Origin of the sequence: Plantibacter sp. MCCC 1A11337 (genome assembly GCF_013349365.1) — a bacterium.
Lineage (GTDB): Bacteria > Actinomycetota > Actinomycetes > Actinomycetales > Microbacteriaceae > Plantibacter > Plantibacter flavus_A.
In genome coordinates this window covers 198,425-214,959 of the sequence record NZ_JABJWX010000002.1, presented here as the reverse complement: position 1 = coordinate 214,959, position 16,535 = coordinate 198,425, and the positions used below count along the sequence as shown (strand labels likewise).

The following is a 16,535-nucleotide window of genomic DNA, read 5'->3' as shown; positions in this document are numbered from 1 at the left end:
GCGGAGCTGCAGCCCGGGCCCCGAGGTGCAACCCGGTCCCCGAGGTGCAACCCGGTCCCCGAGGTGCAACCCGGTCCCCGAGGTGCAACCCGGTCCCTGAGCTTGTCGAAGGGCACACGGCCTGCCCCCGCCCTTCGACAAGCTCAGGGACCGAAAGGTGGAACGCAGGGACCGGGGTCGACGCTAGAGGCGTGGGTCGATCGGCTCGGACTCCATGGCGAGCACGCCGAAGACGGCCTGGTGCACCCGCCAGGTCGGTTCACCGGCGACGAACCGCTCGACCGCCTCGACACCGAGCGCGTACTCACGCAGCGCCATCGACCGCTTGTGGCCGATGTCCCGATCGCGCAGGCGCTCGAGGTTGTGGGGCTCCGTGTAGTCGGGACCGTAGATGATGCGCAGGTACTCACGGCCCCGCACCTTGATGCCGGGCTGCGCGAGCGCCTTCTCACCGCGGACGAGGCCGGCCACGGGCTTCACCACCATGCCCTCACCACCCGCACCGGTCAGCTCCTCCCACCACGCGGTCGCGGCGTCCTCGGACGCCGACGAGGTGAGGTCGACCTCGATCGAGCGGGTCCGGCGGATGAGCTCCGGGTCGGCGTCCGCGAGGCGGTCCGCCACCGAGAGGTGCCAGGCGTGGTCGCGGCCCAGGTGGCTCGTACCGGTCGAGGCGAGGAGCTGGAACGGCGCGAGCTGCACGCCCTTCAGACCGTTCGAGGGTGCGGTGTACGGACGGTAGGCCGCGACGTAGGCGTCAGCGGCCTCGGCCCGACGGCGCGTCCGCTCGAGCAGGTCCGAGACGTCGACACCGGTCGACGACGCCTGCTCCAGCACGCGGACGGCCGCCGGGAGCGCTGCGGTCGCGGCAGCTCCCACCGAGGCGTACTGGTCGCGGATCAAACTCTCCGCCTTCACCGACCACGGCAGCAGCTCGCTGTCGACGAGCATCCAGGAGGCGTCGAGCTCCTCCCAGAGACCGGCTCGCTCCACGGCGGCGTCGAGCCGGGTGAGGAGCGTCTGCGTCGTCGCATCGTCGAAGAACGGTCGACCGGTGCGGGTGTGGACGGTTCCGCGCCACCCCGCGGGAGCGCCGAAGGGTGCCGGATCACGCGTGAGCAGCACGACGGCACGCGAGCCCATGTGCTTCTCCTCGCAGACCACCCGGTCGAGCCCCTCCCTGCGATACGCCTCGAACGCCTCAGCGGGGTGCTCCAGGAGGTCCTTCCGCTGCGAGGTGCTCGGCGGGCTCATCGTCGGCGGCAGGTAGACCAGGCGCCGAGGGTCGATCGCGAACCGGCTCATGACCTCGAGTGCGCCGGCCGCGGCGTCCTCGCGGATGCCGACCCGGCCCGAGACGCGCGTCTCGACGACCTGCTTGCCGAGGACGTCGTCGATGCGCAGCAGCCCGGGATCCCGCTGCTCGCCGGCGGGACCGGTCGGGCGGCCGAGCGGCACGACGGGTTCGTACCAGACCTGCTCGGCCGGGACGTCGACGACCTCGCGCTCCGGCCACCGCAGGGCACTCAACTTGCCGCCGAAGACGCAGCCGGTGTCGAGACACATCGTGTTGTTGACCCACTCGGCGTCGAGGGTCGGCACGTGGCCGTAGAGGACGGTCGCCTTACCCCGGTAGTCCTCCGCCCACGGCAGCCGCACGGGCAGGCCGTACTCGTCGGTCTCCCCCGTGGTGTCGCCGTACAGCGCGAACGACCGCACCCGCCCGGAGGCGCGTCCGTGATACTGCTCGATCAGGCCGGCGTGCGCGACGACGAGCTTCCCGTCGTCGAGGACGAGGTGCGCGACGAGCTCGCGGCAGAACCGCTCGACCTCGGCCCGGAACTCCTCCGGCTCCTCGGCCAGTTGGGCGAGCGACTCGGCGAGCCCATGGCTGGTCTGCACCCGTTTGCCCTGCAGCGCGCGGACGAGCTTCGACTCGTGGTTGCCGGGCACCGCCAAGGCATGCCCCGCGCCGACCATCCCCATCGCCAGCCGCAGCACGCCAGGGGTGTCCGGCCCGCGGTCGACGAGGTCGCCGAGGAAGATCGCGCGGCGGCCCTCGGGGTGCGCGGCGTCGATCGGTCGACCCTCCACGTCGCGCTCGATCACGTACCCGAGCTTCGTGAGCAGCGTCTCGAGCTCACTCCTGCATCCGTGCACGTCGCCGATCGCGTCGAAGGGACCGCGCTCCTGACGGCGGTCGTTGAGCAGCGGCTCACGCACGAACGACGCCTGCGCGATCGCCTCGACGCCGGAGAGCACGTGGACCTTCCGGAAGCCCTCTTTGCTGAGGTGCCGCATCGACCGACGCAGTTGGTCCTGCTGCCGGGTGATGACGGCCGCGCCGAACGAGCGGTCCTCGCGGGCCTCGTTGCGCTCGATGCAGACGCGCTCCGGGACGTCGAGCACCACGGCGACAGGGAGGACGTCGTGGTTGCGTGCCAGATCGATGAGCGACTTGCGCGAGGCCGGCTGGACGTTGGTCGCGTCGATGACCGTCAGGAGCCCGGCCTCGAGGCGGCGTGCGGCGACATCGCGGAGTGCGGCGAAGGCGTCGGCGCTGGCGGCCTGGTTGTTCTCGTCGTTGGAGACGAGCCCGCGGAAGAAGTCGCTCGACAGGGTCTCGAACCGGCCGAAGTGCGTGGCGGCGAAGGTCGACTTGCCGGACCCGCTCACGCCGATGAGGACCACGAGCGACAGTTCGGGGATCGGCAGGGCAGCGGGGGTGTCCTCGAGGTCACTCATGCGATGGCCTTCCGGAAGATGGCGAGCTGCGTCGGCGAGCCGAGCTGCGGGTCGACGTCGCCGACCGTGCGGTGCTCGACGCCGTAGCCGTATCGCTCGGCCGCAGTGGTGCACCAGGTCGCGAACTCCTGACGGTCCCACTCGAAGCGGTGGTCCGGGTGCCGGAACGAGCCCGCCGGCAACGACGGATACAGCGCGTTGTATTCGCGGTTCGGCGTCGTGACGATCACGGCATCGGGAGCCGCAGCACCGAAGATCGAAGCCTCGAGTGCATCGAGGCGCTCGGCGTCGATGTGCTCCACGACCTCCATCAGCACGATCGCATCGAGTCCGCGCAGCCGGGTGTCGGCGTAGGTCGCCGAGGACTGCAGCAGCTGGACACGCTCACGGACGCGGTCGCTCGCGTCGCGGAGCCCGAGGCGCTGCGACGCGGATGCGAGCGCGCGTGCGGAGACGTCGGTACCGATCACCGAGGTGACGAGAGGATCCGCCAGCAATCGAGTGAGGAGGGCGCCCTCGCCGCACCCGACGTCGGCGACCGACCGAGCCCGCACGTCGGTGAGCGCCTGCAGGACCGCCTCGGCGCGCAGGCCGGCGAGCGCCGGGGCACGCTTCGTCTCTGACGCGGTGGCCGTGTCGTCCCCGTCGGTCCTCGCCTCCGGATCCAGTTGCGACTGCGCATCGGTGACCATCCGCGACTGGTGCGCGAGATACCGCTTGGTGATCAGGTCCCGGTCGGGGTGATCGGCCAGCCACCCCTCGCCGGCGCGGAGGAGCTTGCCGACCTCGTCGTCGGAGACCCAGTAGTGCTTGGCGTCGTCGAGCACGGGCAGCAAGACGTAGAGCTGGCGGAGCGCGTCCGCGAGGCGGAGATCCCCGGTCAGCTCGAGGTCGACGTATCGCGAGTCGCCCCACGCGGGGACCGTCGGGTCGAGCGGGATCACCCGTTCGACGACGGTCCAGCCGAGCGGGGTGAAGAGTCGGGTCGCCAGCTGCTCCAGACCTCGCGACGGCACCGCGGCGACGGTGATCGTCAGTGGGAGCGCTGCCGCGGCGAGCTCCGGGTGGGAGTCGCTGCGGCCGGTCATGGCGCTGCGGAACACCTGCCCGATCGCGACGGCGACCATCGACGACGACGCGTACGGTCGGTCGTTCACGTACTGCGAGAGCGACGCGCTGTCACCGCCGCCGAAGCGCTTCTGACGGACGAGCGCGATCGCGTCGACCTCGAGCAGCAGGGCCACGGTGCACCGCTCGTCGCTCGCCTCCGGGTAGAACACGTGGGCGCGCCCGACGCTGAGGTCGAAGCTCTGCGCCCGCGCGGGATGCTTGCGGACGAGGTGCCCCAGGTCGGCGGCCGACGGCGCGGTCGAGGTGATGGTGACGAGCACAGGTCCATCCGTCCGTTCGGCGGCGAGGTTCCTGAAAGCCTAGCGGCGGTCGTCGTGCGTGCGTGAGTCGCCCGGATCTGCATGGAATTCAGCGATCTCCGTGCAGGTCCGGGCGACTCACGGCCGGCTGATCAGCCCCCGAACAGCTTGCCGAAGAACCCCTTGCGCGGCTTCCAGCCTGCGGCGGTCAGGGTGTCGATCACGGGCTGCTTGACCTCGTCGGTCGTGAACTCGTAGCCCATGAACTGTCCGGTCGTCGTGCCATCGCGGTCGGTGGACTGCGAGATGGGCGCGACGCTCCGCCCGAAGGAGAAGGACTTCTGCGGCCCGGACTGCCAGGTGCGCTTCGTCGAGAGTCCGTCGACGCCGAGCGTCGTCTTCGAGGAGGACGACTGCTCTTGGAACTCCCACTCGCCGTCCTCGGGGTGCAGCTCGACCCGCAGCTCGTACTCGGCACTGAATATCCCGGCACCGATGAAGCCGAGCCATCGCTGGTCGGCGTAGCGCCAGTGCGCGACGATCCCGTCGGGTGTCGGGTCGTAGATGAAGGGGAGTTCTTCGCTGTTGAGCGCGAGGATCCGGGCCTGGGCGTCGCGGAGGTCGAAGGTCATGGGGCGAGTTTAGGCAGGCGGACCGCTCGGCGACATGGGGACAGCTCCCCGTCACCCGGCTCCCCTACGCTGGCCGGGTGAGCGAATCCATCCTGACCCAGAACGTCCTGACCGTCATGAGCTACAACATCCGCACCGCTGTCGCCCAGCCCGGTCACGAGTGGGCGGACCGTGCACCGCTCGTCTCGCAGGTCATCGCCCGCAACGCTCCAGACCTCCTCGGGCTGCAGGAGGTCCGCGAGCATCAGCTGCACGACCTGCTCCCGGGCCTCGCCGAGTACGACTGGTTCGGGCAGGGCCGTGACGGCGGTTCGGCCGGCGAGTACGGACCGGTGTGCTTCCGCCGCTCGCGGTTCGAGCAGCTCGACGCCGGCGAGTTCTGGCTGTCGGACACCCCCGACGAACCGGGCTCGAACACCTGGCCGTCACTGCACGCGCGGTTCGTCACCTGGGTCAGGCTCCGCGAGCGCCGCACCGGCGACGAGCTCGTCTTCGCCAACACCCACCTCGACCACGAAGGTACGCCGCACGGCGACGACGTCCGGACGCGCAGTGCGAAACTGATCGCCGACCGCTTCTCCGGCGTGGACGTGCCCGTCCTCCTCACCGGCGACTTCAACACCGAGCGCGGATCGGCGGCGCACGACGCCCTGGCGGACGCCGGGTTCGTCGACCTCTCGCCGGTGGAGAGCGACAGCATCGGCACGTTCCAGGGATACGGTCCGCAGCGTCCCGGGAACGCACGCATCGATTGGGTGCTCGGCCGCTCAGGCAGCGTCGCGCCGCACACCCGACTGGAACCGATCGAAGCCCTCGTGGACGAGCAGGAACCCACCTCGGAGGCGAGCGACCACTTCCCCATCGTCATCCGGGCGCAGCTCACCCACTGACGGCGGCGCGTCTCGGACACGCGCTCGAAGTTCGGTGGATCAGGCGTTGGAGACCGTCGGCGCGAGCCGGAGGAGGACCAGCCCGACGATCGATGGGAGGAGGGGCAGCGCGGCACCGAACACCGGGTCCACACCGGTGAGGAGCGAGCCGCAGAGGGCGCCCGTCACGAGCAGCACGATCGCGCCGATGCGGATGAGGTGGTGGTCGTGGACGCCGTCGGCGAGGCTCTGCATGAGACTCGTGAGGGTGCCGGTCACGAAGGTGGTCGTCACGCCCGACCGCTCGATGCGTCGCGCGACGGCCGTCTGCCCCGCCATCGCGAGCGTGGAGAGCGCGATGAGGGCGCAGATCACGGGCGTCGTGCGCAGGTCGGAGGACACGATCCATCCGATGAGGACGCACGCCTGCGCGACCACCGCACCGCCGAGGACGAGGACGAGCCGGTGCTGCGGCGCCTCCGGAGGCCGCCCAGGGGTGGCGACGAGCCTCGTGAAACGGAAGGCCAGGAACGTCCCGACGGAGAACAGCAGCACGGCGACCGTCGCCCCGAGCAGGACCTCGCCGAAGTCCGGTCTGCTCGTGAGTCCGGCCAGCACGAAGTTGCCGGTCATGTTCGCGGTGAAGACGCCGCCGAGCTGGAGGAACGCGAAGGCGTCGGTCGCTCCGGCCGCGAACGAGAGCACGAGCGCCATCGCCGCGATCATGCCGGCCCGCGTCCGACGACGGTTGGTCGTCAGTGTCGGGTCGGTACCGCCGGTCTCAGTCACGTGCACATCGTCCCACGCCCGCTCGCCCATCTTCGGGCGAACGGCGCGTCAGGCGAGGAGGTCCGCGAGGAAGGTCAGCTGCGCCTGCTGCTGCACCGGCCCGCCACCCTCGTGCCCGTTGTACGGGTAGACGGCGATGTCCTTCTGCGTGCCCGCGTAGTGGTTGAACGCCGCGTACACCGTCGAGGGCGGACACACCGCATCGCAGAGCGCGACGGAGAACAGTGCGGGGGCGGTCGCGCGGGCGGCGAAGTTCGTCGCGTCGAAGTACGAGAGCGTCCGGAACACCTCCTCCTCGTGACCACGTCGGCTGATGAGGTACGTCTTCAGCTCGGCGAAGGGGCTCGCGTCGGTGATCTGCAGGGCACGACGGAAGTGCGACAGGAACGGGACGTCGACGAGCGCCGCCGCGAGTCCCTCGCAGAGCCCGGCCGCGGCGAGCGCGATGCCGCCGCCCTGGCTCCCACCGGCGACGACGACCCGGGCGGGGTCGACCTCCGGGAAGCTGCGCACCGCGTCGACGGCGAGCGCCGCGTCCGTGAAGACCCGACGGTAGTAGTAGGTCTCGGGGCTGTCGAGCCCGGCGCTCATCTTGCCGGCGACCTGCGGACCGCTTCCGAACGGGTCGGCCGTCGCGCCCGGCAGGTTCGCGCTCCCCTGGCCGCGGGTGTCCATGACGAACACGGCGTAGCCCGCGGACGGGTGCATCGTCCACTGGTGGGCGAGCCCGCGACCGCCGCTGTACCCGATGTAGTGCACGATGCACGGGAGGGGCTCGGTCGCGCCCGCCGGCCGGATGAACCAGCCTTTGATCGGGTCGCCGCCGAATCCGGAGAACGTGACGTCCTCGACGACGAGACCGGTCAGCTCAGGGTCGGATCGTTCACGCACCGTCGGCTGGGCGAGGGCGTGGGCTTCGGCGAGGGTGTCCGCCCAGAACGCGTCGAAGTCCGGCGCCTCCTCGCGGTCGGGCCGGTACTGCTGGAGCTGGGCGAGGGGGAGGTCGAATTGCGCCACGGGTCACCTTCGGTTCGTGAGATCGGATGCGGGAGAACGAATCAGGAGGACGGGATCGCGGAGATGAGCCCGAGACCGACGCTGATGCGGTCGGCCACTTCGATGAGGTCCTCGGTGAGGACGTCGAGGTCGCGTTCGCGCATCAGGCTCAGCCGACCCGAGATCGAGATCGCCGCCACGACTCTGGCGTTCGCGTCGCGGATCGGCGCCGCGATCCCGAGACGACCCAACGCGAGCTCCTGGTCCTCCATGCAGACGCCGCGTTCCCGCGCCGCCGCGAGCTCCGCGGCGAGGGCCGCGTGCTCCGTGATGGTGTTGGCCGTGTAGCGCGGGAGCGGCTCGTCACCGAGCAGCGCACGGAGACCGTCCGCGTCGAGGTCGAGGAGCAGACACTTGCCGAGCGCGGACGCGTGCAGTGGCTGGCGCAGCCCGATCATCGAGTGCGACTTCGGTGCGAGGGCTCCCTCGAAGTGGCAGAGGTAGATGAGGCTCGAGCCGTCGAGGACGCCCACGTTGACGCTGAGCCCGATCCGTTGCGCGAGTTCCTGGGCGGGAGCGCGCGACTCCCGGTGCACCGGGTTCTGGTTGAGCCCTTCGCTCGCCAGCGCCAGGATGGTCGCCCCGATGGCGTAGGACGGACTGTCGGCCGCCTTCGTCACATAGCCGAGCTCCTCGAGCGTGCCGAGGAGGCGTGCGGTCGTCGAGGTGCCGAGACCGGTGGCACGGGCGATGTCGGAGGCCCGCAACGGTCCGGTGGTCGATGCGCCGAGCACGGCGAGCACGGATGCCGCACGGCCGATGCCCTGCTGGATCTCACCTGCCACGGGTCCTCCACGGTGTCGGTGTCGGTTCGGATGTCCGGCCTCGGAGGCCGTGTTCAGCGTAGCGGTCGGGCTCGGCGCGGCCGGGTGGTGCGCCCGCTCGGCTGTTCGAAGACCTTCACACTCACGACACTCACGTAGGGCGAGCCGTTCGTAGCCGTGACGACGACACGGAGGGCGTCGACCCGCACGGGCTCGACGTCGTGGATCCGGTGGCGGTGGCGGTTCCCCTCGACCTCGGCCAACACCGTCCACGTCCCTTCAGCCGCACCCGCGGGTCTCCCCTCGAGTCGGTAGTCGGCGACGAGCTCGGGGACCGCCTCGAAGTCGGTGCGGTGGTGGTGCAGGTTGATGAGGTCCACGTCGACGTCGTCGTTGAACACGATCCGCACGGACGCGACATCGACGGGCTCGTCCCAGTGCAGTGTGAGGACCTCGGGCTCGGCGACCAGATCGCGGTTGTCAGCGAGTCGCTCCGAGGACCACAGGTGCGGTCCCCCGTACGGTCGCTGGTAGCCGTCGACGATCCGCTCCGGGCGGTACGCCGTGGTGTCTCCACCGACGGTCAGCGCGACGCTCCGGCCGCGCAGCTTCCGCGCGTTCCAGTCCAGGATCGCCTGGTCCTGCTCCTCGGGGATGTGGTCGTCGAACACCTCGTCCGAAGCATGCTTGGCGGTCAGCACGAGGAGCCCGTAGGGGTGGCCTTCCGTGAGGAGCAGGCTGACGTCCGGGTTGGCACGGACGACGAGCACCGCGTTCTGCTCGATCTCCGGCGTCCATCCGAAGCGGACGGTGGCCGACACGCCGACCCCGGCGGCGATCTCCGCGGCTCCGTCGAGGAGGTGCTCGACCGGGACGGCGTTCTGGCGTTTGCCGGTGCTCCACAGTTCGACGCCGAGGGTCGTGTCGCGTGCAGCGTCGACGAGCAGGGTGATCTGGTCGAGTGACGGAGCGACGGGTACGAGGATCGCGACGTCGCGGTCGAGGGTGAACCGCTCGCCGGAGCCGAGGTGCTCCAGCGTGGAGATCGCGTCGAGCGCGCTCGACGCGGAGACCGTCGCCCGCCCGGCCAGATCGTCGGGGTCGTCCGTGGTGATGCCGATGACCGGGGCGTCCTCGCGGAGGAGCGTGCGCTGCAGGAGCGGGAGCGCCTGCCCGGCGAGCTCCCGCGGCGTCAGCCTGTCGCGGGCGATGAGCGCCGCAGCCGTCCCCGCCGCCTGACCCTGCGTGGCGCAGGTCGCCATGACGCGGGTGGACCCGAACGCGACATGGGAGGCGGAGATGTTGCGTCCGGCGAACAGCAGGTTGTCGACGTCCCGCGAGTACAGGCTGCGGAAGGGGATGCCGTAGGTGCCGTTGCTGAACCGCTGCTGCGCACCGGCGGTCTCGGCGTAGACGCCCTCCACGGGGTGCAGGTCGATCGACCAACCTCCGAAGGCCACGGTGTCCTCGAAGTCGACCTGGTCGAGCAGGTCGTTCTGCGTGAGGGTGTGGTCGCCGAGGAGCCGGCGGTACTCGCGCTTCCCCGGGATGGATCCGACCCACTCGAGCGTGAGGGTGTCGGCGTCGAACTCGCCGGAGTTCTTGATGTAGTCCCAGATCCCGAAGACGACGCTCCACAGCTCGTCTCGGATCTGCTCGTTCTCGGCGACGGTGTCGAGCTCGCCGCCCCACTCGATCCACCAGTAGTTGCAGCCGTTGTCGCCGGTCCGGATGATCCGGTTGGTGAGGATCGGGGTGTCGCGGATGTCGCGCGCGATGTCGGGAGCGACGAACCGCTCGGGGCGTCCGGCGTCCTTGGTGTAGAAGAAGATCGAACTGCCGAGGAGCTCGTCGTCCGCCACCTCGGGCGCCCACGGCTCGCCGAGCTCGGCGCGACCCTCGCGCCCGATGCGGGAGGTGGCACCGGCGAGATGCCCCACCAGCCCGTCTCCCGTGCAGTCGATGAAGACGGGGGCGACGAACTCGGTCTCGATCTCGCTGCCCATCGTCCATCCGGTGACGGACGCGATCCGCGGCGACGGCGACTCCTCACCGTCCGCCGGCTTCTCCATCGTGACGATGCGGACGTCGGTGTTGAGGTGCAGCTGCAGGTTCGGCTCGGCGCGCACGAGGTCGAGGACGGTCTGGTCCCAGTAGAACGGGTTACCCTCCGGATTGCGGTACTGGTTCTCGAGGAAGAGCTCCCCCATGATCCCGGTCTCCCGTGCGAACCGCTGGTGGCCGTGCGCGGTCGCTCCGACCACCCACACCCGAACCTCGCTCGACGAGTTCCCACCGAGTACCGGGCGATTGGTGACGAGCGAGACCCGCGAACCGAGGCGGGCGGCGGCGACGGCTGCTGACACGCCCGCGAGGCCACCGCCGATGACGACGACGTCTGCGGTCTGGGTGCGGTGCTGCATGGATGACACTCCTTCGTGATGCGTGATCCTGGAGGCCGTCGAACAGGTGGCGACCACCGGGCGAGTGCCACGCTACCATTCAGCGGTACGACTTTCCCATTCAGTGGGTAAGATTCTTCGGCAGGTGAACCTCGAAGCACCCCGACAACGATGTGAGGACCGATGGACGAGAGCAGGACCCAGGCTGCAGCCCTGGCCGAAGCCGCCGCGCACAGCGCACAGACCCCCTACGACGACGCGGAGCGATCACGCCGTATGCGGAAGGTGATCTGGGCGGCCGGGGCAGGTCACTTCGTCGAATGGTTCGACTTCGGCCTCTACGGCACGCTCGCGACCGTCATCAGCCTCAACTTCTTCCAGCAGGGCAACACCCAGGCGGCTCTCCTCTCCGCATTCGCGGTGTTCGGGGCCGGCTTCGTGATGCGTCCGCTCGGTGGCCTCTTCTGGGGCTCGCTCGGAGACCGCATCGGGCGCAAGACGGTCCTCGCGACGGTGATCCTCGTGACCTCCGGGGCGACGGTCGTCATGGGTCTCCTGCCGACATTCGACCTCATCGGCCTCTGGGCGCCGATCCTGCTCGTGATCGTACGACTCGTGCAGGGCTTCGCCGCCGGTGGCGAGAGCTCGGGTGCCACCACACTCCTCGCCGAGTACGCCCCGTCAAACCGGCGCGGCTTCGTGACGAGCTTCATCGACGTGTTCGGCTTCGCGGCCTTCGTGGTCGGTGCGGGCCTCGTGCTCCTCTTCACCTCGACGCTCGGCACGGACGCCCTCAACGAGTGGGGTTGGCGCGCGCTCTTCTTCCTCGCCCTGCCGCTCGGCCTCGCGGGCCTCTACCTGCGGAACAAGCTCGAGGACACCCCCGAGTTCCAGGCGATCCAAGCGAAGGGGGCCGTCTCGAAGTCACCGTTGCGGACCTCGCTGCGGACGTCCTGGAAGGCGCTGCTCTTCTGCGTCGGCTTCGTCGTCATCAAGGCCGTCGGCCACTGGATCCTGCAGACCTTCATGCCGTCGTACCTCCAGACCGATCTCGGCTACTCGCAGCCGCTCAGCTACGCGGTCACCGTGCTCGGGCTGCTCGCGATCGCCATCCTCGTGCCGTTCATGGGCCTGCTGAGCGACCGCATCGGGCGGAAGCCGGTGATGATCGCCGGTTGCGCCGGGTTCCTGGTGTTGACGTACCCGACGCTCATGCTCATGAGCGCGGGCAACTTCGCCGCTGCGGCCGTCGCGATGGTGATCCTCGGCGTCTTCATGGCCGCCTACGACGGTGCGTCGAGTGCTGCGATGGCCGAGCTGTTCCCGACCAGCATCCGTTACGGCTCGATGGCGATCGCGTACAACCTGTCGGTCGCCGTGTTCGGCGGGATCACGCCGTACTTCGCGACATTCCTGATCGCATCGACCGGCAACCGGTTCGCCCCCGCGTTCTACGTGATGGCGGCCGCGCTCATCACGCTGATCGTCGTGCTGCGGGCCCGCGAGACGGCCAAGCTGCCGCTCCCGCGCTGAGCGACCCGAGCGGACGCCGGCGTCGACCAGATGGGTCGACGCCGGCATTGTCGTGCGGGTACGAGTCAGCGGGAGAAGTCGCGCAGGTCGAGGTCGGGGTCCTCGAGCACGTCCGAGGTCTCGAGGGAGTCGCGTGGCTCGTACGCCGTCGTGGACGGGCGGAGGTCGTCGAGATAGCCCTGCAGACGCGATTCGGCCTCGCTGAAGTCCGGCACGTCGCGGTCCCAGTCGTGCGGCACTGAGAGCACGTCGTTGCCGAGACCGATCACGAGTTGGGCGGATGCGTCCTCGTCATCGGACTCCACGACGATCGGAATCGTGACCGCTTCGGCCCGACCTCGCTTGGCGAGCTCGGCGGTCAGCTCCACCAGGAGGCCCGCGACCTCATCGGTCGTCACAACGTTCTCACCCGCGTATGTAATGCATCGCATGCATCAACCCTGCCTGATCAGGCCTGGAACCTCAGGCCCCTTGACACCCGGTGGGGCCGGATGACTAGGCGGCTCCGAGGCCGGACTCGGTCGACGACGACCGGCGGCGGCTGGTCCGCCACGCTCGCCACGCTCCCGTCGACCAGAGCGCCCAGACGACGAGGAGCGGTTGGAACACCAGTCGGACACCGCGCGCGACATCGCTGTCGAGCCCGAAGGCGTCGGTACCGCGGACGAACTGCTCGATGTTGCCGGGGAACACCGCTACGAAGAACGCTGCGACGATCCAGCCGACGGCTATGCGATACCGGGCGAGCAGGATGAGCGAGAGGCCGAGGAGTATCTCGACGACTCCCGACGCCACGACGACCACGTCGACCGGCAGTGGCAGCCACTGCGGCACCTGGGCGACGAACGACTGCCGCGCGAAGGTGAGGTGGCCGACGCCGGCGAAGGTGAGGACAGCTCCGAGGAGCCAACGGGCGAGTGCGCGGACGAACTCCATGTCAGCTCACGGCCGTCACGGCGTACTTGAAGCCGCGGTGTGAACCGACGAAACCGAGGCGCTCGTAGAAGCGGTGGGCGTCCACCCTGGCCTCGTCGGAGGTCAACTGCACGATCGAGGAGCCGGTCGCCGGAGCGGCGACGTCCGTCACCCAGCGCATCATCGCCGTTCCGACGCCGCCGGATCGCAGCGCGGAGGAGACCCGCACGGCTTCGACGAGCAGTCGGGTTGAGCCGCGGCGAGCCATCCCGGGGATGCGCGTCAGCTGCATCGTCGCGATGACGGCCTCCGCCGCGTCGACGACCAGCAGGATCTCGTTCGCCGGGTCGCCGATGAGGTCCGCGAGCGCACGCTCGTAGGCGGGGAGATCGCTCTCGTTCGCCAGGTCACCGCGGGACGCACTGATCGGGTCGTCGGCGAGGAGCACCATCAGCGCGTCGAGGTCGGCCAGGTCGGCCCGGCGCAGCAGCAGTTCCTGCCCCGGTGTGGAGAGGGCGACGGGGAGCGTGAGGGCAGCGATCATCCATCCACCCTCTCACCTCGCGCCTGCAGCTCCTCCCACTGCCCGCGCGACCGACCGGAGCGCGTGCGCCCTCGTCGCCGCATACGACTCCGCCAGCACGGCATCGAGCCCCGGGTACTCGGTGTGCCCGGCGGGGAGGACGCTCAGCTCGACGTCCTCGAGAGCGTTGGCGACGGCGAACTGCCCGGGTGGTGGCACGTGTCCGTCCCAGAGCGCGGCCTCCACCCGCACCGGCACGTGGACGAACCCCGCGGCCGTCGACGCGTCGAAGAACCGCAGGACCTCACGCGCCTCCGGATGCTCGGCGACGTGGTGTCGAACCCGTTCTCCGCTCCCCTCGCACGGCAGGCGCAGACGCAGGTCGTACTGACCGAAGCTCGGCACCACGAGCGTCGCTCCGACGAAGCGGTCGTCCCATGGCAGGGCGAGCGCACCGATCCCGCCGCCGAAGCTCTCACCGACGAAGTAGAGCGGGAGCGGTCCGACGACGTCGAGCAGCGCCGACGCCGCGTGCCAAAGGTCGACGGCACACCGGCCGAGCGCGTAGCGCTCGACGCTGTCGATGCCGAACAGGACATGCCCGTCCTCCGGTGTCGGCGCTCCGAGTCCCGCGTTGAAGACGCCCTGGCCGCGGGCGATCGGGAAGATGACGGCAGCGTCGTCCGGGACGCGAGACCAGTCGGGCGCCTCCCGCCCGCCGTACCCGTGTCCATGCACCATCCCGAAGCGTGCAGGCCCGCCCGCCGGCATCGCGAGCCATCCGCGCAGACGGAGGCCGTCGGCGACCGTGTGCTCGACGACGAAGACCTCGTGCGCGCCCTGCCGGCCGATCGGGGTCAAGATCGGATCCGGAGACACCTCATGTGCCGCCGCGTACCACCCGCGCCACAGCTCCTCGAATCCGGCCGGCGGCACGACCGGTTCGACGGCCAGGAGCGCCTCGAGGTCGTAGCCGTAGGTGCCGTCGCGAACCACATCGCCGAACCAGTCCCGATGTCGTACCTCACGCATGCGTCATCCGCCTCCGTCTCGTCGTCGTGGATCGCCGGTGCCTCAGCCCGGCACGCGCTCGTGACAGACTGGCAACCGGGTCGAAGGAGGACGCTGTGCTCGGTGCGGAACGCAGATCGCAGATCATGTCGGAGGTGCGCCGCAACGGTGCGGCGAGCGTCGTCGACCTCGCGACCGCGCTCGGCGTCAGCGAGATGACCGTGCGGCGCGACATCGAGCAACTCGCCACGGAGGGCCTCGTCGACCGCGTCCGTGGTGGCGCCACCACGCCCCGGCTGCCCGACCGTGTCGAGCTCGGCTTCCCCAACCAGGCACGCCGACTGCTGGCCGAGAAGCGCGCCATCGCCCGTCGCGCGGCCGTCCTCGTCGAGCCCGGCATGTCGGTCGGCCTGTCCGGCGGCACCACCACCTGGACCCTCGCGCAGGAGCTGCGCGCCATCCCGGAGCTCACCATCGTCACGAACTCCCTCCCGGTGGCAGACGTGTTCGCGCGGCCCGACCGCGCCGACGAGCCGTACACCCAGACGGTCGTGTTGACCGGCGGCGTCCGTACCCCCTCGGACGCCCTCGTCGGTCCGGTCGCCGTGCGGGCGATCGAGTCCCTGCACTGCGACGTCGTCTTCCTCGGCGTCCGCGGGATCGACCTGCAGGCGGGACTGACGACCTCGAACCTCCTCGAGGCCGAGACCAACCGGGCGTTCGTCGGCGCCGGGCGTCGCTCCGTGGTCCTCGCCGACCACTCGAAGTGGGGTGCCGTCGGACTGACGACGATCGTCGACCTCCGCGAGGTGGACCACCTCGTCATGGATGACGACGTGACCGAGGACGTCGAGACCACGCTCCGCGCGCAGTTCGGCGAGGTCTGGCTCGCGCCGGTCGCTTCCGCTTCGGTCGACGACGACCGCATGGACGACTGACCGCGCCGCTTCCAGCACCCCGGCACAGCGGAGCGCCGGCCTGTCCTCCCGCTCATGGACCTCAGCGCGCCGTGCTGTTCCGCGCGACGATCCGCGCGTCGACGACCACGTGCCGGACCGGCGTGTCGGCACCGGGCGGGGCGGCGATCTGACGTTCGAGCTCGGTGAAGGCCGCGCGCACGATCGCGTCGTAGTCGGGGGCGACCGTGGTGAGCGACGGGGTCGAGAACTGGGCGGCGTGGACGTCGTCGATGCCGATCACCGCGACCTCCTCGGGAACCCGCCGGCCGGCTTCCTGGAGGGCCGCGAGCACGCCGAAGGCGATCGAGTCGTTGGAGCAGACGACACCGTCGAGCTCGACGCCCTCGGCGGTCATCCGACGCATCACGCGTCGTCCCTCCTCGGGGGTGAACGCGTCGACGTGCCCGATGAGCGACGGCTCCTGCGCGAGGCCGAGCCGCGCGACCACGTCCCGGTACCCGGCGTACCGCTGATCCGCTGCGTCGGACGGACGTTCGTCCCTGGGCCCGATGAACGCGATGCGGGAGCAGCCGACCTCGGCGAGGTGGGTCGTCGCGGCGTCGGCGGCCGCCCGGTTGTCGATCGAGATGTGCGTGAACGGGCTCACCTGGATGTGCTCGCCGAGGAGCACCAGCGGCCCCGGGGAGGTCCGCCGCGTCAGGTCGCCGACCGTCAGCGAGCGGGGGATGTGGATGAGTCCGTCCGTGAGCGGCAGGCCCACCCCGTTGGCGATGTCGACCTCGCGGTCGTGGTCGCCCTCGGTGTGCTGGATGAGGATCGACAGTCCACGCTCGTCGGCGCCGCGGACGAGGAGCGTCGTGAGCTCCGCGAAGTACGGTTCGTCCAGGTTCGGGACGGCGAGCGCCACCATGCCCGTGCGCGAGCGGCGCGGTACCGGTGCCGATCGCTGAGAGCCGAAAGCGGCGTCCGACATGGTGCTGCTCCTCACTGCTGACCGGGTGGATCC

At 70.1% G+C, this 16,535-nt stretch carries 15 protein-coding genes; 3 read left to right on the top strand and 12 right to left on the bottom strand.

Annotated elements, in window-relative coordinates; translation table 11 throughout:
• Positions 1 to 183 precede the first annotated feature (183 nt).
• The 3 genes from HOW07_RS08335 to HOW07_RS08325 form a co-directional block, all read right to left on the bottom strand.
• Complete coding sequence (locus tag HOW07_RS08335; protein ID WP_175116631.1) at positions 184 to 2,745, bottom strand: polynucleotide kinase-phosphatase; 2,562 nt, start codon at positions 2,743 to 2,745, stop codon at positions 184 to 186.
• Positions 2,742 to 4,136, bottom strand: coding sequence for a 3' terminal RNA ribose 2'-O-methyltransferase Hen1 (locus HOW07_RS08330; RefSeq protein WP_175116630.1), 1,395 nt, complete (start codon positions 4,134 to 4,136; stop codon positions 2,742 to 2,744). The genes HOW07_RS08335 and HOW07_RS08330 overlap by 4 nt, the downstream gene beginning before the upstream one ends.
• A gap of 131 nt (positions 4,137 to 4,267) precedes the next feature.
• Positions 4,268 to 4,747, bottom strand: a complete 480-nt coding sequence (locus tag HOW07_RS08325; RefSeq protein ID WP_175116629.1) for a hypothetical protein — start codon at positions 4,745 to 4,747, stop codon at positions 4,268 to 4,270.
• Between the two features lie 77 nt (positions 4,748 to 4,824).
• Here HOW07_RS08325 and HOW07_RS08320 point away from each other — a divergent pair, with 77 nt between their 5' ends.
• Positions 4,825 to 5,637: an endonuclease/exonuclease/phosphatase family protein gene (locus HOW07_RS08320; protein ID WP_175116628.1), complete on the top strand. Its 813-nt coding sequence runs from the start codon at positions 4,825 to 4,827 to the stop codon at positions 5,635 to 5,637.
• A gap of 39 nt (positions 5,638 to 5,676) precedes the next feature.
• On the opposite strand, the gene HOW07_RS08315 is transcribed toward HOW07_RS08320, so the two are convergent.
• The 4 genes from HOW07_RS08315 to HOW07_RS08300 are packed head-to-tail and all read right to left on the bottom strand — an operon-like array spanning position 5,677 to position 10,648.
• On the bottom strand, positions 5,677 to 6,405 hold the full coding sequence (locus HOW07_RS08315; protein ID WP_175116627.1) for a YoaK family protein: 729 nt from the start codon (positions 6,403 to 6,405) through the stop codon (positions 5,677 to 5,679).
• A gap of 48 nt (positions 6,406 to 6,453) precedes the next feature.
• Positions 6,454 to 7,422, bottom strand: a complete 969-nt coding sequence (locus HOW07_RS08310; protein ID WP_071261950.1) for an acetylxylan esterase — start codon at positions 7,420 to 7,422, stop codon at positions 6,454 to 6,456.
• A gap of 41 nt (positions 7,423 to 7,463) precedes the next feature.
• Positions 7,464 to 8,246, bottom strand: coding sequence for an IclR family transcriptional regulator (locus tag HOW07_RS08305; RefSeq protein WP_121292858.1), 783 nt, complete (start codon positions 8,244 to 8,246; stop codon positions 7,464 to 7,466).
• A gap of 53 nt (positions 8,247 to 8,299) precedes the next feature.
• Positions 8,300 to 10,648, bottom strand: coding sequence for an FAD-dependent oxidoreductase (locus tag HOW07_RS08300; protein ID WP_175116626.1), 2,349 nt, complete (start codon positions 10,646 to 10,648; stop codon positions 8,300 to 8,302).
• A gap of 162 nt (positions 10,649 to 10,810) precedes the next feature.
• Here HOW07_RS08300 and HOW07_RS08295 point away from each other — a divergent pair, with 162 nt between their 5' ends.
• Positions 10,811 to 12,160, top strand: a complete 1,350-nt coding sequence (locus HOW07_RS08295) for an MFS transporter (protein ID WP_079000422.1) — start codon at positions 10,811 to 10,813, stop codon at positions 12,158 to 12,160.
• A gap of 65 nt (positions 12,161 to 12,225) precedes the next feature.
• Here the strand turns inward: HOW07_RS08295 and HOW07_RS08290 are convergent, their stop codons facing one another.
• From HOW07_RS08290 to HOW07_RS08275, 4 genes are all read right to left on the bottom strand, one after another.
• Complete coding sequence (locus tag HOW07_RS08290; protein WP_147427163.1) at positions 12,226 to 12,591, bottom strand: hypothetical protein; 366 nt, start codon at positions 12,589 to 12,591, stop codon at positions 12,226 to 12,228.
• A 64-nt stretch (positions 12,592 to 12,655) separates the two neighbouring features.
• A complete protein-coding gene (locus tag HOW07_RS08285) occupies positions 12,656 to 13,096 on the bottom strand; it encodes a hypothetical protein (protein WP_175116625.1) in 441 nt (146 codons plus the stop codon).
• A gap of 1 nt (position 13,097) precedes the next feature.
• On the bottom strand, positions 13,098 to 13,619 hold the full coding sequence (locus HOW07_RS08280) for a GNAT family N-acetyltransferase (RefSeq protein ID WP_121292850.1): 522 nt from the start codon (positions 13,617 to 13,619) through the stop codon (positions 13,098 to 13,100).
• Positions 13,620 to 13,631: 12 nt separating this feature from the next.
• Positions 13,632 to 14,630 (bottom strand): acetylxylan esterase, encoded by a 999-nt coding sequence (locus tag HOW07_RS08275; RefSeq protein WP_175116624.1) that lies wholly within the window; start codon positions 14,628 to 14,630, stop codon positions 13,632 to 13,634.
• A 95-nt stretch (positions 14,631 to 14,725) separates the two neighbouring features.
• Between HOW07_RS08275 and HOW07_RS08270 the strand changes: the two genes are divergently transcribed.
• A complete protein-coding gene (locus tag HOW07_RS08270) occupies positions 14,726 to 15,547 on the top strand; it encodes a DeoR/GlpR family DNA-binding transcription regulator (RefSeq protein WP_064293993.1) in 822 nt (273 codons plus the stop codon).
• Positions 15,548 to 15,608: 61 nt separating this feature from the next.
• Here the strand turns inward: HOW07_RS08270 and HOW07_RS08265 are convergent, their stop codons facing one another.
• On the bottom strand, positions 15,609 to 16,502 hold the full coding sequence (locus HOW07_RS08265) for a LacI family DNA-binding transcriptional regulator (RefSeq protein ID WP_121292846.1): 894 nt from the start codon (positions 16,500 to 16,502) through the stop codon (positions 15,609 to 15,611).
• Positions 16,503 to 16,535: the final 33 nt, after the last annotated feature.